Origin of the sequence: Pseudomonas sp. CIP-10 (genome assembly GCF_020911845.1) — a bacterium.
GTDB classification, from domain to species: Bacteria; Pseudomonadota; Gammaproteobacteria; order Pseudomonadales; family Pseudomonadaceae; genus Aquipseudomonas; species Aquipseudomonas alloputida.
This window is the reverse complement of the sequence record NZ_CP087160.1, coordinates 97,829-118,064: the sequence shown is the minus strand read 5'-3', so window position 1 is coordinate 118,064 and position 20,236 is coordinate 97,829. Positions and strand designations below refer to the sequence as shown.

Genomic DNA, 20,236 nt, shown 5'->3' with positions numbered 1-20,236 from the left:
ACGACAGGATCACTCAGCCGGCTTTTTCAGCTTCGGATTTGGGAAGAACTGCACGGTCTGCACCTTGGCCGGCGCCGCTTTCGGCGCCAGGTGGTTGACCCGGGTGCCGAGTTCCTTCGGCACCGACAAGCCCTGCTCGTTGAGGGTGTCGGTAAAGCCGCAAGCCACGCACTCGCGGTGCGGTACGCCGTCGTCGTTCCACATCATCAGCTTGTCGGGCTCGCTGCACGCCGGGCACACGGCACCGGCAATGAAGCGCTTCTTGGTCTTGTTCACAGCTACCTCACTCATGCTGCAGCGTCCTCGGTGAGACCACTGTGGCGCAGCAATGCATCGATGGAAGGCTCACGGCCACGGAAGTCGACGAACAGCTCCATCGGCTCGCGCGAACCACCACGGGCCAGGATCGCCTCGCGGAAGGCGCGGCCGGTCTCGGCGTTCAGCACGCCTTCCTCCTCGAAGCGCGAGAAGGCGTCAGCGGACAGCACTTCGGCCCACTTGTAGCTGTAGTAGCCCGCCGCGTAACCGCCCGCGAAAATGTGCGCAAAGCTGTTGGGGAAGCGGTTGTAAGCCGGCGGGCGCATGACCGACACCTCGTCACGCACACCTTCGAGCACCTGCAATACGCTGCGGCCGTCGCCATGGCTGGCGTGCAGCTCGAAATCGAACAGCGAGAACTCCAGCTGGCGCACCATCATCATGCCCGACTGGAAGTTTTTCGCGGCCAGCATCTTGTCCAGCAGGTCCTGGGGCAGGGCGGCGCCGGTTTCGTAGTGACCAGAAATCAGTGCCAGGCCTTCCGGCTCCCAGCACCAGTTTTCCATGAACTGGCTTGGCAGCTCGACCGCATCCCAGGCCACGCCGTTGATGCCGGACACGCCGGCATGCTCGATGCGGGTCAGCATGTGGTGCAGGCCGTGACCGAATTCGTGGAACAGGGTGGTGACTTCATCATGGGTCAGCAAGGCGGGTTTGCCGGGCGCGGCCGGGGTGAAGTTGCACACCAGGTTGGCCACCGGGCTCTGCAGCTGGTCACCGGCAGTGCGGCGACGGTCACGGGCGCCGTCCATCCAGGCGCCGCCACGCTTGTTGGCGCGGGCGTACAGGTCGAAGAAGAAACGGCCAACGTGCTGACCATTTTCCTTGATCTCGAACAGGCGTACGTCCGGGTGCCAGCTGTCGAAGCCCTTGAGCTCGGCGATTTCGATGCCGTACAGGCGCTGCACGATGCTGAACAGGCCGCCCAGCACCTTGTCGATCGGGAAGTAGGCGCGCAGGGCTTCCTGCGACACACTGTAGCGCTGCTCGCGCAGCTTCTCGCCAAAGTAGCCGGCATCCCAGCTGGCCAGCTCGGGGCAGCCTTGTTCGGCAGCGTAGGCCTTGAGCTGTTGCAGGTCCTGGGCGGCGAACGGCTTGGAACGCTTGGCCAAGTCACGCAGGAAGCTCAGCACCTGGTCGCTGGACTCGGCCATCTTGGTGGCCAGGCTCAGCTCGGCGTAGTTCTTGTAGCCCAGCAGTTCGGCCAGCTCCTGGCGCAGGTCGAGGATTTCGCGCATCACCGGGCCATTGTCGAACTGGCCGGCATTCGGGCCCTGGTCGGAGGCGCGGGTGCAGTAGGCGGCGTATAGCTCTTCGCGCAGGGCGCGGTCGCTGGCGTAGGTCATCACCGCATAGTAGCTGGGGAACTCGAGGGTGATCAGCCAGCCGTCCAGGCCCTTGGCCTGGGCTGCAGCGGCCATCTGCGCCTTGGCCGATTCGGTCAGGCCGGCCAGCGCAGCTTCGTCGGTAACATGCTTGGTCCAGGCCTGGGTGGCGTCGAGCAGCTGATTGGAGAAACGGCTGCCCAGCTCGCTGAGCTTGCTCTGCACTTCGGCGTAACGCTGCTGCTTGTCCGCCGGCAGGTCGATACCCGACAAGCGGAAGTCACGCAAGGCGTGCTCGAGGATAGTCTTTTGCGCCACGTCGAAGCCGGCAGCCTCAGGGCTGTTGATCAGCGCCTGGTAGGCTTCGAACAGCGCGCGGTTCTGGCCCAGTTCGGTAGAGTAGGCGCTCAGGGCTGGCAGGCAAGACTCGTAAGCCTCGCGCAGCTCGGCGCTGTTGCACACCGCATTGAGGTGGCTGACCGGGCTCCAGGCGGCGCCCAGGCGGTCGTTCAGTTCGTCCATGGCCAGCACCAGGCCGGCCCATGTAGGGTTCTTGCCCTGCTTTTCGAGGATCTCGGCAATGGCTTTACGGTTGTCGGCCAGGATCGCTTCGATCGCCGGCAACACGTGTTCGGCACGAATTTGCGAGAAGGGCGGCAGATCGTGGGATTGCAGAAGCGGGTTGTTCGCAGTCACGGTTTGGATACCTTGGCAGAAGAAACACTGCCCCATCTTAATTACAATCGACGCCGACCGCAGCAGGCAGCCTGCCTATCGGCACAGATGAGAGACGCTATCATGGCCATTCGCAGCTTCCAGCAACACACTCCGAAAGTTGGGCCCAGGGCCTTCGTCGACCGTTCGGCGGTGGTGCTGGGCGACGTGGAGATCGGTGAAGACAGTTCGGTCTGGCCGTTGACCGTGGTGCGCGGCGACATGCACCGCATCCGCATTGGCGCGCGCACCAGCGTGCAGGACGGCAGCGTGCTGCACATTACCCACGCCGGGCCTTTCAACCCGGACGGTTTCCCGCTGATCATCGGCGACGAAGTGACCATCGGGCACAAAGTGATGCTGCATGGCTGCACCCTGGGCAACCGTATCCTGGTGGGTATGGGCAGCACCATCATGGATGGTGCCATCGTCGAGGACGAAGTGATCATTGGCGCCGGCAGCCTGGTGCCGCCGGGCAAACGCCTGGTCAGTGGCTACCTGTACATGGGCAGCCCGGTAAAACAGGCCCGGCTGCTGAACGACAAGGAGCGCGCATTTTTCTCCTACAGCGCCGGCAACTACGTGAAGCTCAAGGACCAGCACCTGGCCGAAGGCTACGATCAACCTGAATGACCGCATTCGCGGGCATGCCCGCGAAGAAGGCCACGCAGCACTCAAGTGGAACCCTGTACATGCACCAGCAAAACATCCTCTTCGACCTCGACGGCACCCTGACCGACCCACGCCTGGGCATCACTCGCTCGATCCAGTACGCCCTGGCCAAGCTGGGCATCGACGAACCGGACCTGGCCCGCCTCGAACACTTCATCGGCCCACCCCTGCTGCAGGCTTTCATGCAGTTCTACAGCTTCGATGAAGCCAAGGCCTGGGATGCGGTGAACTTCTACCGCGAGCGCTTCCGCGTGACCGGTCTTTACGAAAACCTCGTGTTCGAAGGTGTGCCGGAGTTGCTTGAGGCCCTGAACGGGCAGGGCCGCACGCTGTACATTGCCACCTCCAAACCGTGGGAGTTCGCCCGCGAAATCGCTCGGCACTTTGCTTTCGATCATCACTTCAAGGTGATCTACGGCAGTGAGCTGGACGGCACGCGCACCAACAAGGTCGAGCTGATTCGCCATTTGCTGGATGAAGAAGGGCTGGACCCGGCGCACACCCTGATGATCGGGGACCGCAAGCATGACCTGATCGGCGCGCGCAGCAACGGGCTGCAGGCCGTCGCGGTGGGGTACGGGTTTGGCAGCCGGGAAGAGCTGATGGCAGAAGAACCCGCTTTCCACTTCGCCACGGTAGCCGATTTGCACCAGGCTTTTAGCAAGGCTTGAGGGCCAGCAGGGCTGCTTTGCAGCCGGCCCTCCACATCGATCGGCGTCCGCAGGGCCTTTGTGGGCCTAGTGGCGCGAGGGGCCGCAAAAGCGGCCCCAAAATCTCAACGGCTAACCATCAGACGCTGCAGCGCCGCTTTCCTTGCTTCAATCGGCAACCGCCCCAAATGCTCGACCCGCGCGTAGAACCGAACCCAATTTCCACCCACCTCACGAAACAACGCCGCAAACGCCGGCACCCACTGGTCATATAGCCCGAACGGCAACAACTTGGCATTACTCATCGGCCCATACATCCAGGCGTCATAGCGCTTGTCACCGCCCCACTGGCCATCACGCACCTGCCGGTATTCACGCCTCAAACGCTCAAACTCGGCCTGCTTGGCCCGGCGCTTGTGTGCATCATCCAACGGCCCCGCATAAATCGCCTGCAATCGCTCACGGCTGGCCAACACCAGGCGGATAAACTGGTCGCGCTGCTTTCCCTGATCCCCGCCAACCGCCGCCAGCCCACGCGCCGCACGCCATTGCCGCGTGCCTTCCTGCTCGACGAACGAGGCAAACGACTCATTGAACTCGGTATCGTCCTGCACATAGAAGCGCTGGTGGGCCAATTCATGAAAGATCAACGTAGCCAGGCGCTCATCGCCCCAGCCCACCATCGACGACAAAATCGGGTCATCGAACCAACCCAGGGTCGAATAAGCTTCCACGCCGCCCACGTACACATCCAGGCCATCCTGACGCATCAACGCCGCCGCGCCTCGCGCCGCGCCTTGCTGGTAGTAGCCGCGGTACGCCACGCACCCGGCAATCGGAAAGCAGTGCGTTACCGGTTGCAACGACAACTCGGGCGTGGCGAACACATTCCACACCACGTAGGGGCGTCCAAGGTCGGCGTATACCCGGTAGCTGCGGTTGTCTGGCAGTTTCAATTGCTGGCTGGCAAACAGCCGCGCCTGTTCGGCCTGTTGCAGGTGCGCGCGCAAGGGTGTAGGGGTAGCAGGGTCGGCCAATACCTGCTCTACAGGCTGCCGCGCCCGCAGCAACTGCCACTGGCCCTGCGCCAGCTGCCCGTAGTAGGCGGCATTGCTGCAACCGTTCAGCAGGAGCGCCGCAAGCAGCGGAACCAAACGGGTGAAAATGCGGTCGAGTGCCCCAAGGCCTGAGCGCTGCATAAGAAAAAGTCGAAGCATCCGGGACTGTCTGACTCGCTCAACACCATTTCGCTCCAAGACTATCTCGCCAAGGGGGAGTTTCGCCATGCGTGCATTGTTGGTCGCCGGCTCACTGTTATTGATCTCTGCCTGTTCAACCTTGCCAGACCCAGACCCGAACCAGGCCTGGATCGACCTCACCCGTTACGACAATACGTCGCTGGACGCCGTGCAGGTAGATGAGCGTGACTGGGCTGACAGCCGCTATTTCGAGGTTCAACCCGGCAGCCACGAACTGACCGTGCGCTATCAATTTCCGGTTAACCCCAGCAATATCGGCCCCGTCGAGGAGCCATTGTGGCGCGATTGCCAGGTCAAGCTGACCTTCAAGGACTTCAGCGCCGGGCAGCGTTATCAGCTGCAAGCCGGCAGCATTGGCTTCCGCCCTTGGATCAAACTCTACGACCACCAGCAAAAACTGCTGGGTCAAGGGCTGCCGGCGGGTTGTCAGCGCACCTGAACCGCACAAACGGCGCTATGCTTGTTACTTGTAAATCGCAAGTGGGAGTTTTGCCATGCGCCAGCCCATGATGCTGATCGCCCTCAGTGCACTGGGGGCTTGCGCCAGCCCCTTGCCGCCCGTCGACCCCAAGCAGGCCTGGGTCGATCTGTACACCATGACCCCCGGCCGGGTGATCATGGCCGACCGCCTCGACGGCAAGCGTCTGGACGATGGCCGATATTTTCAGGTGACGCCGGGCAAGCACGAACTGGTGGTGCGCTTCGATTATGAAATCTACTCGGGCGGCATCATGTCCGAGCCCAGGGACCGAACCTGCTACCTGACCGTACGCTTTGACAACTTCAAGGCCGGCGAACGCTATCGCCTGGAAGCGCGGGCGCCGGTAATGGAGCCGCAGGTGCTGCTGTATGACGCCGACCGCAAGGTGGTGGTGAACGAGCCTAGCGATGTGTTCTGCATACCGTGAACGTGGGGCTGCCTTGCAGCCCCGGGCCATAGTACTTATCGATCATTCTTTTGATAGATGATCTTCTTCGTCCCGCCATCGCAGGTCCCGACGACCATGTTCTGGTCCTTGACCTCGCTGTTGGGCACGATCTCCAGCGTATAGGACGAAACCCCTTGGGCCTGGATCTTGGCCTCGATCTCGGTTTTCAGCTCCTCGCAAGGCTTGACGGCCGCCAGCGCAGACGTGGCGACAAGGGAAGCCAACACAGCGATAGCTACGCGAATCATGGAACGGCTCCTGGAAAGGGCAGTGGCGCTGCCGACGTTCTTTAGACTACAGCAAACCACCACCGTTGCACCGTTTCACCCCACCAACGCCGCATCCAGGCTGATCTTCGCATTCAAAACCTTGGACACCGGGCAGCCTTCCTTCGCCTTGTTGGCAATCTCCAGGAATTGAGCCTCGCTGGCCCCCGGTACCTTGGCCCTGAGCACCAAGTGCACAGCGGTAATGGCAAAACCGTCAGCTTGCTTGTCGAGCGTCACCTCTGCAGCCGTGTCAATCCGCTCCGCAGTCAGCCCCGCCTCGCCGAGCATCATGGATAGCGCCATCGAGAAACAACCGGCATGGGCCGCGCCGATCAGTTCCTCCGGGTTGGTACCGGGCGTGCCCTCGAAACGTGTGTTGAAGCCATAAGGGTTCTGCTTGAGTGCGCCGCTTTCGGTAGAAAGCAGACCTTTTCCATCCTTCAGGCCACCTTGCCAGATCGCCGATGCTGTCTTTTTCATGATGCCTCCTGGTGACTGGGTTGCTTATCTACGGTTCAGAGGCCTGCCGCCTGCCGCAAGTTCAGCGCAATTAGATTGCAGGCATTGAATCCAACGAATGCGCCCATACAGAATCAAAAAGGCCTCTGGCCAATCATTCTTGCGGAGGCTCCATGACGCAGCTGCGTGACCTGAAGATTTCCACCCTGGACCTGGTGCCCGTGCGCGCCGACGCTGGTCCCGCGCAATCGCTGCGCAACTCGCTGGACCTGGCGCAGCATGTCGAGCGCTTTGGCTATAACCGCTTCTGGGTGGCTGAGCACCACAACATGGACGGCATCGCCAGTTCGGCGACATCGGTGCTGATCGGCTACCTGGCCGGTGGCACCTCACGTATTCGCGTGGGCTCTGGCGGGGTGATGCTGCCCAACCATGCGCCACTGGTGATCGCCGAGCAGTTCGGCACCTTGGCCAGCCTGTATCCGGGGCGTATCGACCTTGGCCTGGGCCGCGCGCCGGGTTCGGACCAGATGACGGCCTATGCCCTGCGACGCGACCGCGCTGGCGGCCCAGATGACTTCCCGGACGATGTCGAGGAGCTTTCGCGCTACCTCGGGCCACGCACTGATGATCAAAAAGTGATCGCCGTGCCGGGGCACGACACCGACGTGCCGATGTGGTTGCTGGGATCCAGCCTGTTCAGTGCCCAGCTGGCGGGCATGCGCGGCATGCCCTACGCCTTCGCCTCGCATTTCGCGCCACGCTACATGCACGAGGCCATTCGCGTGTACCGCAACCACTTCAGGCCCTCGACCACGCTGGATAAGCCGTATGTGATGCTGGGCATCCCCATGGTGGTGGCGCAGACCGACGAGAAGGCCGAATACCTGGCCACCTCGGTTTACCAGCGCATCCTGGCGCTGATTCGCGGACAGAGCCTGATGCAAAAGCCACCCGTGGAAAGCATGGATGGGCTGTGGTTGCCCCATGAGCGGGAGACGGTGGCCAGCTTCCTGGGGCTGGCCATGATCGGCAGCCCGCAGAAGGTAAAGGCCAAGGTAGAAGTGCTGCTGGAACAGACGGGTGCGGATGAGCTGATCTTTACCTGTGACCTGTATGAGCATGCGGACCGCATTCGGTCATATGAGCTGATGGCGCAGGCCCTCAAGGCCGAGTGACCCTCGACACGGGCTCGCCCGCTCCCATAGGTTGACTGTGGAAGCGGGCAAGTCCGCGAAAGGGCAAACGCATCAGCCGCGGCGGTAAACAATCTCCTTGGTCCCGGCCTCACAGCTACCAATGACCTTGCCCGCCGGGTCGCCTTTCTTGACGATCTCCAGCTTGTAGCCAGTGACGCCCTTGGCATCCAGCTTGGCCGCAATTTCCGCCTTCAGTTCCTCGCACGGTTTGCCCGCTGCCAGCGCACCACCGGCCAGGGTCATCAGGCCCAGCGCCAGAATCAGTTTGTTCATCACTCGCGTTCCTTGTGCAGATGAAATCAGAAGGGGCCCCACCAAGGCGCCCCTTTTCTGAATACCTCATCACGCCGGGATCATACAACCCAACGTTGTTTCAGCTATTGGCGATACGGAAGCCGACCTTCAGCGTGACCTGGAAGTGCGCCGCTTTGTTGTCGCGGATATGGCCGCGGGTATCGACCACTTCGAACCATTCCAGGTGCTTGATGCTTTTACCGGCTTCGGCCAAAGCATTGTTGATCGCCTCTTCGATACTGGTGGGCGAAGACCCGACCAGTTCGATTTTCTTGTAGGTGTGATGATCGGTCATGAGTGCTCTCCATGGTTGACAGTGAGATTCAGCCTAGCAGCGCAGGCCTGGTTTACCTGCGAGCGGTCACTGTCAGCGAAAGTTCGATCGCACTTTCACGCAGCCCAAGGGTCGCAATCCTTACAGCCCATACTGCAAAGGAGAGTCAACATGCACCGCAACTCGCTGCGTAAAACATCCCTGGAAAGCATGGAAGCGGAGATCGAGAGCCTTCTGAAAAGCTTGGAACACCTCAAGCATGATGCGTCGGAAGAGTCCCAGAAGTCGGTGAAGGCAATCCGCAGCAACGCTGAAAGCGCACTGCGTCATTCGCGCAGCCTACTGAGCGATGCGTACGAGGAAGTGAAGCAGCGCACCCGCCAGACCGGCATAGCCACCCGGGACTACGCCCAGGAGCACCCCTACACCACCGCCGGTGTGGCCATTGGTGCGCTGGGCCTGCTGGCGGCTTACCTGATATGCAAGCGAAACTAAGCGCTCTGCCGCGCAAGTTCCGCCCGTAACCACTGCGCCAACTGCTCGGCGCGCCCGTCTGCGGCGCGCCGTGGCACCCACAATGCCAGCGCCGCCTGGGTAGGTGAAAAGCCCCAAGGCGCACTCAAACGGCCCGCCCGCAGGTCATCGGCGACCAGTGGCTGCGGTGCAATCGCCACGCCCAATCCGGCCACGGCAGCCTCCAGCAGGTAATACAGGTGCTCGAAAGCCTGACCATAGTGAATGGCCGTCGGGTCCAGGCCCTGTTGCACCGCCCAGGTAGGCCACGCTTGCGGGCGTGAAGTGGTGTGCAGCAAGGCTTCGCCCAACAATGCCTTGGCGGGCGCCCCCTGCAAGCGCTGGAAACCTGCGAAATGTGGGCTGAGCACCGGCCCGATGCATTCCTCGGCCAGCACATGCACCTGCATGTCCGCCGGCCACGGTGGCTCGGCATACACCAGCAACGCATCCAGCCCAGGCCGCCGCGGGTCAAGGTCGCCCTCACCCGCCGACAGGTGCAAGCGCAGCTCAGGCAAATCCGCCTGCAACCGGCCCAGCCGCGGGATAAACCACCGCGCCAGCAGGCTGCCCGAGCAGCCCAGCACGAATGGCGCCTCGCTCACATCACGGCTGAGCTCGGAACACACGCTGCGCAGCCGGTCGAAGGCCTCACCGCTGGCATCGCGCAGACGCACACCGGCATCTGTGAGTTTGATGCCACGCCCGTCCTTGACGAACAGGGCTACGCCCAGATGCTCCTCAAGCACCTTGATCTGCCGGCTGACAGCGCCGTGGGTCACGTGCAGCGCTTCCGCCGCCTGGCTGACGCTATTGAGCCTGGCTGTAGCCTCGAAGGCGCGCAGGGCATTGAGGGGAGGGAGGTCGTGGGCCATTTTACCTGTGAGTTTTTCTGACAAGTTTACGCAATCTTATCGGTTTTCAGCCGAGCTTGCCGTGGTTAGAGTAAAGCCCATCACTCATTCACTACGCCTTGGAGCGCCCCATGACCCAGTCCCAATACCGCCCCGGCCCCGACGCCAATGGCCTGTTCGGCTCGTTCGGCGGCCGCTACGTGGCCGAAACCCTGATGCCACTGGTGCTGGACCTGGCCCGCGAATACGAAGCGGCCAAGGCAGACCCCAAGTTCCTTGAAGAGCTGGCTTACTTTCAGCGCGACTACATCGGCCGCCCCAACCCGCTGTACTTCGCCGAGCGCCTGACCGAGCATTGCGGCGGGGCGAAGATTTTCTTCAAGCGTGAAGAGCTCAACCATACCGGCGCGCACAAGGTGAACAACTGCATCGGCCAAGTGCTGCTGGCCAAGCGCATGGGCAAAAAGCGCCTGATCGCCGAAACCGGCGCCGGCATGCACGGTGTCGCCACCGCCACCGTCGCCGCGCGCTTCGGCCTGCCTTGCGTGATCTACATGGGCGCCACCGACATCGAGCGCCAGCAGGCGAACGTGTTCCGCATGAAGCTGCTGGGCGCCGAGATCGTGCCGGTTACCGCCGGCACCGGCACCCTGAAAGACGCCATGAACGAAGCCCTGCGTGACTGGGTTACCAACGTCGAAGACACCTTCTACCTGATCGGCACCGTGGCTGGCCCACACCCGTACCCCGCCATGGTCCGCGATTTCCAGTCGATCATCGGCAAAGAGACCCGTGCCCAGTTGCAAGAGAAGGAAGGCCGTCTGCCAGACAGCCTGGTTGCCTGCGTCGGCGGCGGCTCCAATGCCATGGGCCTGTTCCATGAGTTCCTCGAAGAGCCGAGCGTGCAGATCATCGGCGTTGAAGCCGGTGGCCACGGCGTACACACCGACAAGCATGCCGCCAGCCTGAACGGCGGCGTACCGGGCGTATTGCACGGCAACCGCACCTACCTGCTGCAGGACCAAGACGGCCAGATCACCGATGCCCACTCGATTTCCGCAGGCCTGGACTACCCGGGCATCGGCCCGGAGCACGCCTATCTGCATGAGGTGAAGCGCGTCGAGTACGTCAGCATCACCGATGACGAAGCATTGGATGCGTTCCACGCAACCTGCCGTCTGGAAGGCATCATTCCAGCCCTGGAAAGCTCCCACGCCTTGGCCGAAGCGATCAAGCGCGCACCGAAGCTGCCCAAGGACCACCTGATGGTCGTGTGCCTGTCGGGCCGCGGCGACAAAGACATGCAAACCGTCATGAACCACATGGCCGCCCAGGAGAAACACGCATGAGCCGTCTTGAACAACGCTTCGCCGAGCTGAAGGCCGAAGGCCGCTCGGCACTGGTCACCTTCGTCACAGCTGGCGACCCGGGCTACGACGCCTCGTTGCAGATCCTCAAGGGCCTGCCGGCTGCTGGCGCCGACGTGATCGAGCTGGGCATGCCGTTCACCGACCCGATGGCCGATGGCGTGGCCATCCAGCTGGCCACCCTGCGCGCCCTTGAGGCTGGTCAGACCTTGGCCAAGACCCTGCAGATGGTTCGCGAATTCCGTGTGGATAACCAGACCACGCCGATCGTGCTGATGGGCTACTACAACCCTATCCACCGCTTTGGTGTGGACACGTTCGTGGCTGAAGCCAAGGCCGCGGGCGTCGATGGCCTGATCATCGTCGACCTTCCGCCAGAGCACGACGCCGAACTGGCTACCCCGGCCCAGGCTGCAGGCATCGACTTCATCCGCCTGACCACCCCGACCACCGACGACGCGCGCCTGCCGCGCGTGCTGGAGCGCAGCTCCGGGTTCGTCTACTACGTGTCGGTGGCTGGTGTAACCGGTGCAGGTTCGGCGACCACCGAGCATGTGACCGAAGCCATTGCCCGCCTGCGCCGGCATACCGATCTGCCGATCAGCGTTGGCTTCGGCATTCGCACGCCGGAACAGGCTGCGAACATTGCCCGCCTGGCCGATGGCGTGGTGGTGGGCTCGGCACTGGTCGACAAGATCGCCCAAGCCCAAAGCGCCGATCAGGCGGTGACCGATGTATTGAGCCTGTGCTCGGCATTGGCTGAAGGGGTGCGTGGCGCACGCCGCTAAACCGCGTCGTCTGCTTCGCGGGTAAACCCGCTCCTACGGGGCCAGCGCCACCCTCTGGCTCTGCGATATCGTTGTAGGAGCGGGTTCACCCGCGAAGAGGCCAGCACAGGCTACCCCCGCCTAGCCCCCAAAAATCGACAGATTCAAGGGCCGCACGGCCCCCATCCAGATCGCATGATCCCGGTGATCCGCCAGTTCATCCCCGGTTTCCGGATGCATGAATACCACCAGGCCCTTGCGGTACAGCGCCAACCAAGGCAATACCACCCCCACCACTTCGGGCCCGAACGCCAGCTGGCAACTCCAGTCCGGATGCGGCCCAACCGGTTTCTGGTGCATGCGCCCCATGGTCACGGGGAACAGCCGCGCCGCCTCCTCGCACAGTTCCCGGGCCTGCTCCATGGTGGCTGCGTCGTAATAAACGTGGGCGTGGTAACCCTTGATCCTCTGCACGATAACTCCTGATTGCGGTCCAACCATCACCACCTGCAACGGGAGTGATGCAGTGAAAAACGCCGAAACCCCAGTGTTCAAACTGGTCCTGTTCGGGCCTGAAAGCAGCCTGGGCAATGCCCTGATGGTCGAGCTGCTGTCGCGCCAGCACGAAGTCATCGCCGTGGTGGACGACCTCAACCGCCATTCACCGCGCCCGGGCCTGCACTTCAAGATAGGGGGGCTGGGTGATGCCCACCAGGCGGAGCAGGGCGCAGCGGGCGGCTCGGCGGTGATCGCCCTGTTACCAGCGCTGGCGCCGGGTGACCTGCCGGGGCAGGCACGCTTGAGCGAGGCGCTGGTGGCGGGGCTTGCGCATACGACTATACGCCGGCTGCTGCTTGTGGGCGATTTCGATGTGCTGGATGAGCCGAGCAAGTACAGCGAGATGGAGCGGGATTGCGTGGCCCAAGTGGTTGATGGGTTGCAGCGCAGTGCATTGCACTGGACGCTGATCAATGCACCGCAGGAACTGGCCGGGTTGGGCATGGAGCATTTTCGCAATACCGAAGGGACGCTGGAGCCTGGGCTGGCTGAGCCGTTGCGGCGCTTGGCCAGGATCGCAGCGGGGATGGTGGACATGCTGGAGCTGGACTTGCACCGGGGCGAGCATCTGAACTTCGTGGTCTAGATTGCCGGGGCTGCTGCGCAGCCCATCGCGACGCAAGGCCGCTCCCACATGGGCCGGCGTACGCAGTGTCTTTTTGGGAGCGGCCTTGTGTCGCGATGGCCCGCAAAGCGGCCCCAAAATCTCAAAGGCTGCGCTCCTGCTCCAACCAATCCACGAACCGCTCGATCAATGCCCCACGCCGCTTGCGCGGTGGCAAAACTGCGTAATAGCCGCGTTCCGAGCGCAAACTCCCCTCCAGCGGCCGACACAGCAACCCTTGCTCCACCAATCCATCCACCAGGTGAGCCCAGCCAATCGCCACCCCTTGCCCGGCAATCGCGGCCTGAATCAGCAAGGTATAGTTATCAAACCGCAACTGCCCCGCCGGCGGTGGGCTGTCCACACCAAACCCACGAAATACCCCCGCCCAGTCAAACCAGCGGCTGGCCTGCTCGCCCTTCAGATGCAGCAGCGGCAATCGTTGCAAAGCCACAGCTGACAAGGCTTTGCCATGAATCAAATGGGGGCTGCACACCGGGAACACTTCCTCATCGAATAGCCAGCGGCTTTCTCCTTGGTGAAAGCGTCCATCGCCAAACAGCACCGCCACATCGATGTCCGGGCGCAACATGCCCTGGCTGCGCTCACCCGTCACCAGGCTCACATCCACCTGTGGATAAGCCTGATGAAAGCGCTGCAGCCTTGGCATCAGCCAGAACGCCGCAAAGGCAAAGTCAGTGGCGACCTGCAGCACTTCGCGCTGGCCGCGCCCGCTGGCCTGGGCAATACCGTCATCCATGGTCTGCAGCCCCTGATGCACCTGTTCGAACAGCACCTGGCCAGCCTCGGTCAGCTCGATGCCCCGGTAAATGCGGTCAAACAGGCGCGTGCCCAACTGTGCCTCCAAGCGCTTCACCTGCTGGCTCACTGCCGGCTGCGTGGTACCCAACTCCAGCGCCGCAGCGGTAAAGCCACGCAGGCGTGCAGCAGCCTCGAATACGCGCAGGGTATCCAGCGACAACCCGGCAAGGTGGTCAAACATAAGCTTGGCTAATCCCAGTCATTGCCCGCCATGGGCTTTACCCATGTTATCCACAGTCGCATCTTGGTAGGCAAGCAGTTCGCATAACCCTCAACGATGGGAGCCACCATGACGCGTCCGAATATCCTGTTCATCATGGCCGACCAGATGGCCGCGCCCTTGCTACCCATCTACGGCCCTTCGCCCATCCAGATGCCGCACCTCGGCCGCCTGGCCGAGCAAGCCGTGGTGTTCGACTCGGCCTACTGCAACAGCCCACTGTGCGCGCCATCACGCTTCACCCTGGTCAGCGGTCAGTTGCCCAGCCGCATTGGCGCCTACGACAACGCGGCCGACTTCCCTGCCGATGTGCCGACCTACGCCCATTACCTGCGTCGCCTGGGCTACCGCACCGCGCTGTCGGGCAAGATGCACTTCTGCGGCCCGGACCAGTTGCACGGCTACGAAGAACGCCTGACCAGCGACATCTACCCGGCCGACTACGGTTGGGCGGTGAACTGGGACGAACCCGATGTGCGTCCAAGCTGGTACCACAACATGTCCTCGGTGCTGCAGGCCGGTCCGTGCGTGCGCACCAATCAGCTGGATTTCGACGAGGAGGTGGTGTTCAAGGCGCGCCAGTACCTGTACGACCATGTGCGCGAAAACGATGGCCGGCCATTTTGCCTGACCGTTTCGATGACGCACCCGCACGACCCCTACACCATTGCCAAACGCTACTGGGACCGCTACGAAGGTGTGGATATCCCCATGCCCCGTGCCGAGTTCAGCCAGGCAGCACTCGACCCGCACTCCCAGCGCCTGCTGAAAGTCTACGACCTGTGGAACAAGCCGCTGCCTGTGGACAAGGTCCGCGACGCCCGCCGCGCCTACTTCGGCGCTTGCAGCTATATCGATGACAACATTGGCCAATTGCTGCAGACCCTGGAGGAATGCAACCTGGCCGATGACACACTGATCGTGTTTTCCGGCGACCACGGCGACATGCTTGGCGAGCGTGGCCTCTGGTACAAAATGCATTGGTTCGAAATGTCGGCGCGGGTGCCGCTGCTGATCCATGCGCCGAAGCGCTTTGCAGCGGGCCGGGTCACTGCCTCGGTGTCGACCTGCGACCTGTTGCCAACCTTGGTCGAACTGGCTGGCGGCGCTGTGGATAAAGACCTGCAGCTGGACGGCCGCTCACTGCTGGGCCACCTGCAAGGGCAGGGCGGTCACGACGAGGTGATCGGCGAGTATATGGCCGAAGGCACCGTCGGCCCGCTGATGATGATCCGCCGCGGGCCCTACAAGTTCGTGTACAGCGAAGACGACCCATGCCTACTCTATGACCTGAGCCGCGACCCGCACGAGCGGGAGAACCTCACCGGCAGCCCGGACCACCAGGTGCTGCTGCAGGCATTTGTCGATGAAGCACAACAGCGCTGGGACATCCCCAGCCTGCGCCAGCAAGTGCTGGCCAGCCAGCGCCGCCGCCGGCTGGTGGCCGAAGCGCTGGCCATCGGCAAGCTGAAAAGCTGGGATCACCAACCACTGGTGGACGCCAGCCAACAGTACATGCGCAACCACATCGATCTCGATGACCTCGAGCGCAAGGCACGTTATCCACAGCCCGCCCCCCTGGATTGAGAAGAGAGGCCGCCATGCACAAGTTCTCCGCCGCCGTGTTCGTCCTGGCCCTGAGCGCCACCACGGCCCACGCCGCAGACAGCGATGCGCAATGCAGTACCGTGAAAATGGCCGACCCCGGCTGGAGTGATATTGCCTCGACCAATGCCGTGGCACGCCTGTTACTGGAAAGCCTGGGTTACCAGGTGAAGATCGACAGCCTGGCCGTACCGATCATCTACGGCGGCCTCAAGGACGGCCAGGTTGACGACTTCCTCGGCAACTGGATGCCGGCGCAGCAAGGCTTCCATGACAAGTTCATCGCCAACGGCGACGTGCAGCAGCTGTCGCGCAACCTGGAGGGAACCGAGTTCACCCTCGCAGTGCCCGACTATGTGTGGAATGCCGGGGTGAAGGACTTCGCTGACCTGCAGAAACACGCCGGGCAGTTCGACAAAAAGCTGTACGGAATCGGCTCCGGCGCCCCGGCCAACCTGTCGCTCAAGGCAATCATCGACAAGAATGAATTCAACCTCGGCCAGTGGAAGCTGGTGGAGTCCAGCGAGCAGGCGATGCTGGCCCAGGTCGACCGGGCGGTGAAGAAGCAGCAATTCATCACTTTCCTTGGCTGGACCCCGCACCCGATGAACGTGAAACTGAAAATGCATTACCTGACCGGTGGTGAAAAATGGTTCGGCAGCAAGGGCGAGGTATACACGCTGACCCGCAAGGGTTATCCACAAGCCTGCCCGAATGCGGCGAAGCTGCTAGGTAACCTCAAGTTCACACTGGACATGGAAAACAGCATCATGGCAGAGGTTGTGGACAAGAAGATCAGCTTCGATGAAGCGGCCAAGGCCTGGGTGAAAGCGCACCCTGAACGGTTGGATGGGTGGTTGGCCGGGGTTACCACCAAGGCCGATGGTGATGCCCTGGAGGCCGTCAAAGCCAAACTGTAATCTCAGACACGACGCGCCCCTTGTAGGAGCGGGTTTACCGGCGAATGCTGCAGTGAATGTACCGCCGTATTCGCGGGTAAACCCGCGCCTACAAGGGGACAGTGGACCTTCGGAAATGTGAATATCTCATGCATCGCATCATCCACCTGCTGCCCTTCCTCAGCTGGCTTCCCCGCCAATCGGGCCGCAGCCTGCGCCAGGACTTGCTGGTAGGCCTGAGCGGCGCCATCCTCGCCCTGCCGCAATCCATCGCCTACGCCCTGATCGCCGGCCTGCCCGCCGAATACGGGCTTTACGCCGCCATCGTGCCGGTACTGATCGCCTGCCTGTGGGGCTCTTCCTGGCACCTGATCTGCGGCCCGACAGCCGCCATTTCCATCGTGCTCTACGCCAGCATCAGCCCGCTGGCCGTGGCCGGTAGCGCTGACTACATCACGCTGGTGTTGCTGCTGACCTTCCTTGGCGGCATTTTCCAGCTGCTGCTCGGGCTGTTGCGCTTCGGCGCGCTGGTCAACTTCGTCTCCCATTCCGTGGTGCTCGGCTTCACGCTGGGTGCCGCCATCGTCATTGCCTTGGGCCAGCTACCCAACCTGCTGGGCATGGCCCTGCCCAGCCAGGCCACCGCGCTGAAGACCGTGCAAGACCTGGCCAGCCACGCAGGCGAGGTCGACTTGCCTTCCTTGCTGCTGGGCCTGGCCACCGTAGTGATCGGCGTGGCCTTCAAGCTCTGGCGCCCACGCTGGCCGAGCCTGTTGATAAGCCTGATCCTGGTCAGCTTGCTGGCCTGGCTGTTGCCGGGCTTCTTTGGCCATGTGCCGCGGGTGGCAGCGTTCACAGGGCAACTCCCGCCTTTCAGCCCGCTGCCTTTGCTAGACGTGGAGCTTATGTTGCGTTTGCTGCCCAGCGCCGTTGCGGTAGGCATGCTGGGGTTGGTCACCAGCCTGTCGATTGCCCGCTCGCTATCGGCACGTTCAGAACAGCTGATCGACCCGGACCAGGAAATACGCGCACAGGGCCTGTCGAACATTGCCGGTGCATTTTTCTCTGGTTACCTGTCTGCCGGCTCCTTCACCCGCTCGGGCCTGAGCTACGAGGCGGGCGCCCGCTCACCGATGGCCGGGGTGTTTTCTGCGCTGTGGGTGGCGTTGTTCGCCGTGACCGGCGCCGGCCTGATCGCGCACCTGCCGATACCGGCCATGGCCGGCAGCATTTTGCTGATCTGCTGGGGGTTGGTGGACCACCGAGGGATCCGTGCATTGTTCCGGGTCAGCCGCTCGGAGTTTCTGGTGATGGCGCTGACAGCTGCAGCGACATTGCTGCTGGAGCTGCAGACGGCCATCTATGCCGGGGTGCTGGCTTCGCTGTTCTTCTATTTGAAGCGCACCTCACGACCACGGATCCAACAAAGCCGTGAAGGGGACGCGGATGTCTTGCGGGTAGGTGGGTCGATTTTCTTTGGTGCGGCGCATTACCTGCAGGTGCGCTTGCAGCGCTGCCAAGGGCCGCATGTAGTGATCGATGCCCGGCAGGTGAATTTCATCGATTACTCGGGTGTGGATATGTTGCACCGTGAGGCACGGCGGTTGCGGCGATTGGGGGGGAGTTTGACCTTGCACCGGGCCAGGCCCCAAGTGATCGAGGAGTTGCAGAAGCTGGAAGGGGTGGAGTTGTGCCCGATCCGGTTTGAGGAATGAGGTTGGGTCCTGGGGCTGCTTTGCAGCCCATCGCGACACGAGGCCGCTCCCACAGAGGATCGGCGTACGACTTACTTTGTGGGAGCGGCCTTGCGTCGCGATAGGGCCGCAAAGCGGCCCCGGCCATCTCAGCCCCGAGCGAGTTGCCGGCGCAGTTCAGCCAACACCGGCGCCGTATCCGGCCTCACGCCACGCCAGATAAAGAAGGCCTCAGCCGCCTGCTCAGCCAGCATCCCCAGCCCATCCAATACCTTGGCAGCCCCCAGCTTGGTAGCCCACTGGCAAAACGGCGTCGGCTCCTTGCCATACATCATGTCGTAGCAAACCGTACGACCCGCCTCGACCAGGCTGTCGGCAATAGGCGGCAACTCCCCGGCCAGGCTCGCCGAGGTGGCGTTGATGATCACATCCACAGGTTCCTGCAACCAGGCAAACCCGCTGGCCACCACCGGCCCCAGTTCATCGAACTCGCGCGCCAGCTGCTCGGCCTTTTCCAAGGTACGGTTGGCAATCACCAGCGACTGCGGCTTGTGCGCCAGAATAGGCTCCAGCACGCCGCGCACGGCGCCACCGGCACCGAGGATGAGAATGCGCTTGCCCGCCAGCTCGACCCCGGCATTCACCGTCAGGTCGCGCACCAGGCCAGCGCCGTCGGTGTTATCGCCCTGCAGGGTGCCATCAGCCAGCTTGCTCAGCGTGTTCACTGCGCCTGCGCGCCGGGCACGCGGGGTCAGGCTGTCGCACAGGCGGTAGGCCTCTTCCTTGAACGGCACGGTGACATTGCCGCCATTGCCTTGCTTGAAGAAGCCGCGCGCGCAGTCGCTGAACTCGTCCAACGGCGCCAGCAAAGTGGCATATTCCAGGTCCTGACCGGTCTGCTCGGCGAACAGGCGGTGGATCAGCGGCGACTTGCTGTGGCCAATGGGGTTACCAAAAACGACGTACTGGTCCATGACGGCTCCTTGGTTATCCACAGGCTTACTGGCCGAGCCAGTCGCGGTCCTGCAGGAAATACTCGGTCAGGCGCGCTTCTTCGCTGCCGGGTGCAGCCTTCCAGTCGTAGCCCCAGCGCACCTGAGGCGGCAGCGACATGAGGATGGACTCGGTGCGGCCACCGGATTGCAGGCCGAACAGGGTGCCACGGTCGTAGACCAGATTGAACTCCACGTAGCGGCCGCGGCGGTATTCCTGGAACTCGCGCTGTTGCGGGGTGTAAGGCGTGTCTTTGCGGCGCTGGACGATCGGCAGGTAGGCGTTGATGTAGGCATCGCCGATGGCGCGGATGAAGGCGAAGCAGGTGTTGAAATCCCACTCGTTCAGGTCATCGAAGAACAAGCCGCCGATACCACGTGGCTCACCACGGTGCTTGAGGTGGAAGTAGCGGTCGCACCAGGCCTTGTAGCGTGGGTACACATCGGCGCCAAACGGCGCGCAGGCCTGCTCGGCCACTCGGTGCCAGTGAACGCAGTCTTCTTCGTTGCCATAGTATGGCGTCAGGTCAAAGCCGCCGCCGAACCACCATACGGCCTCTTCACCTTCCTTTTCGGCGATGAAGAAGCGAACGTTGGCGTGGGAAGTCGGCACATGCGGGTTGTGCGGGTGTATCACCAGCGACACGCCCAAGGCTTCGAAGCCACGGCCTGCCAGCTCGGGGCGGTGGGCACTGGCCGACGGCGGCAGGCCGGCACCAAACACATGGGAGAAGTTGACCCCGCCTTTTTCGATCACGTTGCCCTCACCGATAACCCGCGTGCGGCCCCCGCCACCGGCTTCGCGCACCCAGGCGTCCTCGACGAAGCGGGCACCGCCGTCTTCTGTTTCGAGGGCAGAGCAGATGCGGTCTTGCAGGTCGAGCAGGTAGGCTTTCACGGCCTCGGTGCGGCTAGTCATCGGGTCACCAGGAACGGGCAGGGAAGAATTCGCCGCGTAGCATACCACCGCCAGCGTGCG

24 protein-coding genes are annotated in these 20,236 nt (G+C 62.7%); 12 read left to right on the top strand and 12 right to left on the bottom strand.

Annotation, left to right across the window (positions count from 1 at the left end):
• Positions 1 to 9: 9 nt before the first annotated feature.
• Together LMH93_RS00575 and prlC are read right to left on the bottom strand one after the other, a co-directional pair.
• Positions 10 to 291, bottom strand: coding sequence for a YheV family putative zinc ribbon protein (locus tag LMH93_RS00575; protein WP_003253053.1), 282 nt, complete (start codon positions 289 to 291; stop codon positions 10 to 12).
• Positions 288 to 2,375, bottom strand: a complete 2,088-nt coding sequence (gene prlC / locus LMH93_RS00570; RefSeq protein WP_185279855.1) for an oligopeptidase A — start codon at positions 2,373 to 2,375, stop codon at positions 288 to 290. Before prlC ends, LMH93_RS00575 begins: the two co-directional genes overlap by 4 nt.
• A gap of 66 nt (positions 2,376 to 2,441) precedes the next feature.
• On the opposite strand from prlC, the gene LMH93_RS00565 reads away from it, so the two are divergent.
• Both LMH93_RS00565 and LMH93_RS00560 read left to right on the top strand, forming a co-directional pair.
• Positions 2,442 to 2,990, top strand: coding sequence for a gamma carbonic anhydrase family protein (locus LMH93_RS00565; protein WP_004575263.1), 549 nt, complete (start codon positions 2,442 to 2,444; stop codon positions 2,988 to 2,990).
• A gap of 59 nt (positions 2,991 to 3,049) precedes the next feature.
• Positions 3,050 to 3,700, top strand: a complete 651-nt coding sequence (locus LMH93_RS00560; RefSeq protein ID WP_004575264.1) for an HAD family hydrolase — start codon at positions 3,050 to 3,052, stop codon at positions 3,698 to 3,700.
• 104 nt (positions 3,701 to 3,804) lie between these two features.
• Here the strand turns inward: LMH93_RS00560 and LMH93_RS00555 are convergent, their stop codons facing one another.
• Positions 3,805 to 4,878 (bottom strand): aminopeptidase, encoded by a 1,074-nt coding sequence (locus tag LMH93_RS00555; protein WP_230064763.1) that lies wholly within the window; start codon positions 4,876 to 4,878, stop codon positions 3,805 to 3,807.
• 85 nt (positions 4,879 to 4,963) lie between these two features.
• Between LMH93_RS00555 and LMH93_RS00550 the strand changes: the two genes are divergently transcribed.
• The gene (locus tag LMH93_RS00550) at positions 4,964 to 5,377 is read left to right on the top strand and encodes a PA0061/PA0062 family lipoprotein (protein WP_003253063.1); all 414 of its coding nucleotides are present in this window, start codon (positions 4,964 to 4,966) and stop codon (positions 5,375 to 5,377) included.
• A 55-nt stretch (positions 5,378 to 5,432) separates the two neighbouring features.
• Positions 5,433 to 5,846 carry a PA0061/PA0062 family lipoprotein gene (locus LMH93_RS00545; protein ID WP_014859486.1) on the top strand — a complete coding sequence of 138 codons (414 nt, stop codon included), beginning with the start codon at positions 5,433 to 5,435 and terminating at the stop codon, positions 5,844 to 5,846.
• A 35-nt stretch (positions 5,847 to 5,881) separates the two neighbouring features.
• Here the strand turns inward: LMH93_RS00545 and LMH93_RS00540 are convergent, their stop codons facing one another.
• Together LMH93_RS00540 and LMH93_RS00535 are read right to left on the bottom strand one after the other, a co-directional pair.
• The gene (locus tag LMH93_RS00540; RefSeq protein ID WP_003253067.1) at positions 5,882 to 6,115 is read right to left on the bottom strand and encodes a DUF1161 domain-containing protein; all 234 of its coding nucleotides are present in this window, start codon (positions 6,113 to 6,115) and stop codon (positions 5,882 to 5,884) included.
• 75 nt (positions 6,116 to 6,190) lie between these two features.
• Positions 6,191 to 6,616, bottom strand: coding sequence for an OsmC family protein (locus LMH93_RS00535; protein ID WP_003253070.1), 426 nt, complete (start codon positions 6,614 to 6,616; stop codon positions 6,191 to 6,193).
• Between the two features lie 152 nt (positions 6,617 to 6,768).
• On the opposite strand from LMH93_RS00535, the gene LMH93_RS00530 reads away from it, so the two are divergent.
• Complete coding sequence (locus LMH93_RS00530; RefSeq protein WP_003253072.1) at positions 6,769 to 7,773, top strand: LLM class flavin-dependent oxidoreductase; 1,005 nt, start codon at positions 6,769 to 6,771, stop codon at positions 7,771 to 7,773.
• 72 nt (positions 7,774 to 7,845) lie between these two features.
• Here the strand turns inward: LMH93_RS00530 and LMH93_RS00525 are convergent, their stop codons facing one another.
• Entirely contained in the window at positions 7,846 to 8,067 is a 222-nt protein-coding gene (locus tag LMH93_RS00525; RefSeq protein WP_003253075.1) for a DUF1161 domain-containing protein, read from the bottom strand.
• 100 nt (positions 8,068 to 8,167) lie between these two features.
• Complete coding sequence (locus tag LMH93_RS00520) at positions 8,168 to 8,383, bottom strand: dodecin (RefSeq protein WP_003253076.1); 216 nt, start codon at positions 8,381 to 8,383, stop codon at positions 8,168 to 8,170.
• A 150-nt stretch (positions 8,384 to 8,533) separates the two neighbouring features.
• On the opposite strand from LMH93_RS00520, the gene LMH93_RS00515 reads away from it, so the two are divergent.
• Positions 8,534 to 8,857, top strand: a complete 324-nt coding sequence (locus tag LMH93_RS00515; protein WP_003253078.1) for a DUF883 family protein — start codon at positions 8,534 to 8,536, stop codon at positions 8,855 to 8,857.
• Here LMH93_RS00515 and LMH93_RS00510 read toward each other — a convergent pair.
• Positions 8,854 to 9,750, bottom strand: coding sequence for a LysR family transcriptional regulator (locus LMH93_RS00510; RefSeq protein ID WP_003253079.1), 897 nt, complete (start codon positions 9,748 to 9,750; stop codon positions 8,854 to 8,856). The two genes, LMH93_RS00515 and LMH93_RS00510, sit on opposite strands and share 4 nt — an antisense overlap.
• 110 nt (positions 9,751 to 9,860) lie before the next feature.
• On the opposite strand from LMH93_RS00510, the gene trpB reads away from it, so the two are divergent.
• Both trpB and trpA read left to right on the top strand, forming a co-directional pair.
• Positions 9,861 to 11,078, top strand: coding sequence for a tryptophan synthase subunit beta (gene trpB / locus LMH93_RS00505; RefSeq protein WP_004575268.1), 1,218 nt, complete (start codon positions 9,861 to 9,863; stop codon positions 11,076 to 11,078).
• Positions 11,075 to 11,884 (top strand): tryptophan synthase subunit alpha, encoded by an 810-nt coding sequence (gene trpA / locus LMH93_RS00500; protein WP_047603773.1) that lies wholly within the window; start codon positions 11,075 to 11,077, stop codon positions 11,882 to 11,884. The genes trpB and trpA overlap by 4 nt, the downstream gene beginning before the upstream one ends.
• Positions 11,885 to 12,004: 120 nt before the next feature.
• On the opposite strand, the gene LMH93_RS00495 is transcribed toward trpA, so the two are convergent.
• A complete protein-coding gene (locus tag LMH93_RS00495) occupies positions 12,005 to 12,337 on the bottom strand; it encodes a DOPA 4,5-dioxygenase family protein (protein ID WP_003253084.1) in 333 nt (110 codons plus the stop codon).
• Between the two features lie 52 nt (positions 12,338 to 12,389).
• On the opposite strand from LMH93_RS00495, the gene LMH93_RS00490 reads away from it, so the two are divergent.
• Positions 12,390 to 13,007 (top strand): NAD(P)H-binding protein, encoded by a 618-nt coding sequence (locus LMH93_RS00490; RefSeq protein WP_003253087.1) that lies wholly within the window; start codon positions 12,390 to 12,392, stop codon positions 13,005 to 13,007.
• Positions 13,008 to 13,128: 121 nt separating this feature from the next.
• Here LMH93_RS00490 and LMH93_RS00485 read toward each other — a convergent pair whose 3' ends face one another.
• The gene (locus LMH93_RS00485) at positions 13,129 to 14,028 is read right to left on the bottom strand and encodes a choline sulfate utilization transcriptional regulator (RefSeq protein WP_003253089.1); all 900 of its coding nucleotides are present in this window, start codon (positions 14,026 to 14,028) and stop codon (positions 13,129 to 13,131) included.
• A 108-nt stretch (positions 14,029 to 14,136) separates the two neighbouring features.
• Here LMH93_RS00485 and betC point away from each other — a divergent pair, with 108 nt between their 5' ends.
• The 3 genes from betC (at position 14,137) to LMH93_RS00470 (ending at position 18,286) form a co-directional block, all read left to right on the top strand.
• The gene (gene betC, locus LMH93_RS00480; protein WP_011953129.1) at positions 14,137 to 15,654 is read left to right on the top strand and encodes a choline-sulfatase; all 1,518 of its coding nucleotides are present in this window, start codon (positions 14,137 to 14,139) and stop codon (positions 15,652 to 15,654) included.
• Positions 15,655 to 15,668: 14 nt separating this feature from the next.
• The gene (gene choX / locus LMH93_RS00475) at positions 15,669 to 16,592 is read left to right on the top strand and encodes a choline ABC transporter substrate-binding protein (protein WP_230064762.1); all 924 of its coding nucleotides are present in this window, start codon (positions 15,669 to 15,671) and stop codon (positions 16,590 to 16,592) included.
• 128 nt (positions 16,593 to 16,720) lie between these two features.
• A complete protein-coding gene (locus LMH93_RS00470; protein WP_087535202.1) occupies positions 16,721 to 18,286 on the top strand; it encodes a SulP family inorganic anion transporter in 1,566 nt (521 codons plus the stop codon).
• A 128-nt stretch (positions 18,287 to 18,414) separates the two neighbouring features.
• Here LMH93_RS00470 and aroE read toward each other — a convergent pair whose 3' ends face one another.
• Positions 18,415 to 19,239, bottom strand: coding sequence for a shikimate dehydrogenase (gene aroE / locus LMH93_RS00465; protein WP_102886210.1), 825 nt, complete (start codon positions 19,237 to 19,239; stop codon positions 18,415 to 18,417).
• A 25-nt stretch (positions 19,240 to 19,264) separates the two neighbouring features.
• The gene (hemF, locus tag LMH93_RS00460) at positions 19,265 to 20,176 is read right to left on the bottom strand and encodes an oxygen-dependent coproporphyrinogen oxidase (protein ID WP_185279854.1); all 912 of its coding nucleotides are present in this window, start codon (positions 20,174 to 20,176) and stop codon (positions 19,265 to 19,267) included.
• Positions 20,177 to 20,236 lie beyond the last annotated feature (60 nt).

What these genes read in the sequence shown, in the direction of transcription:
- LMH93_RS00575 (WP_003253053.1), bottom strand. Translation starts at nt 291, where the DNA reads ATGAGTGAGGTAGCTGTGAACAAGACCAAGAAGCGCTTCATTGCCGGT.
- prlC (WP_185279855.1), bottom strand. Translation starts at nt 2,375, where the DNA reads ATGGGGCAGTGTTTCTTCTGCCAAGGTATCCAAACCGTGACTGCGAAC.
- LMH93_RS00565 (WP_004575263.1), top strand. Translation starts at nt 2,442, where the DNA reads ATGGCCATTCGCAGCTTCCAGCAACACACTCCGAAAGTTGGGCCCAGG.
- LMH93_RS00560 (WP_004575264.1), top strand. Translation starts at nt 3,050, where the DNA reads ATGCACCAGCAAAACATCCTCTTCGACCTCGACGGCACCCTGACCGAC.
- LMH93_RS00555 (WP_230064763.1), bottom strand. Translation starts at nt 4,878, where the DNA reads ATGCAGCGCTCAGGCCTTGGGGCACTCGACCGCATTTTCACCCGTTTG.
- LMH93_RS00550 (WP_003253063.1), top strand. Translation starts at nt 4,964, where the DNA reads ATGCGTGCATTGTTGGTCGCCGGCTCACTGTTATTGATCTCTGCCTGT.
- LMH93_RS00545 (WP_014859486.1), top strand. Translation starts at nt 5,433, where the DNA reads ATGCGCCAGCCCATGATGCTGATCGCCCTCAGTGCACTGGGGGCTTGC.
- LMH93_RS00540 (WP_003253067.1), bottom strand. Translation starts at nt 6,115, where the DNA reads ATGATTCGCGTAGCTATCGCTGTGTTGGCTTCCCTTGTCGCCACGTCT.
- LMH93_RS00535 (WP_003253070.1), bottom strand. Translation starts at nt 6,616, where the DNA reads ATGAAAAAGACAGCATCGGCGATCTGGCAAGGTGGCCTGAAGGATGGA.
- LMH93_RS00530 (WP_003253072.1), top strand. Translation starts at nt 6,769, where the DNA reads ATGACGCAGCTGCGTGACCTGAAGATTTCCACCCTGGACCTGGTGCCC.
- LMH93_RS00525 (WP_003253075.1), bottom strand. Translation starts at nt 8,067, where the DNA reads ATGAACAAACTGATTCTGGCGCTGGGCCTGATGACCCTGGCCGGTGGT.
- LMH93_RS00520 (WP_003253076.1), bottom strand. Translation starts at nt 8,383, where the DNA reads ATGACCGATCATCACACCTACAAGAAAATCGAACTGGTCGGGTCTTCG.
- LMH93_RS00515 (WP_003253078.1), top strand. Translation starts at nt 8,534, where the DNA reads ATGCACCGCAACTCGCTGCGTAAAACATCCCTGGAAAGCATGGAAGCG.
- LMH93_RS00510 (WP_003253079.1), bottom strand. Translation starts at nt 9,750, where the DNA reads ATGGCCCACGACCTCCCTCCCCTCAATGCCCTGCGCGCCTTCGAGGCT.
- trpB (WP_004575268.1), top strand. Translation starts at nt 9,861, where the DNA reads ATGACCCAGTCCCAATACCGCCCCGGCCCCGACGCCAATGGCCTGTTC.
- trpA (WP_047603773.1), top strand. Translation starts at nt 11,075, where the DNA reads ATGAGCCGTCTTGAACAACGCTTCGCCGAGCTGAAGGCCGAAGGCCGC.
- LMH93_RS00485 (WP_003253089.1), bottom strand. Translation starts at nt 14,028, where the DNA reads ATGTTTGACCACCTTGCCGGGTTGTCGCTGGATACCCTGCGCGTATTC.
- betC (WP_011953129.1), top strand. Translation starts at nt 14,137, where the DNA reads ATGACGCGTCCGAATATCCTGTTCATCATGGCCGACCAGATGGCCGCG.
- choX (WP_230064762.1), top strand. Translation starts at nt 15,669, where the DNA reads ATGCACAAGTTCTCCGCCGCCGTGTTCGTCCTGGCCCTGAGCGCCACC.
- LMH93_RS00470 (WP_087535202.1), top strand. Translation starts at nt 16,721, where the DNA reads ATGCATCGCATCATCCACCTGCTGCCCTTCCTCAGCTGGCTTCCCCGC.
- aroE (WP_102886210.1), bottom strand. Translation starts at nt 19,239, where the DNA reads ATGGACCAGTACGTCGTTTTTGGTAACCCCATTGGCCACAGCAAGTCG.
- hemF (WP_185279854.1), bottom strand. Translation starts at nt 20,176, where the DNA reads ATGACTAGCCGCACCGAGGCCGTGAAAGCCTACCTGCTCGACCTGCAA.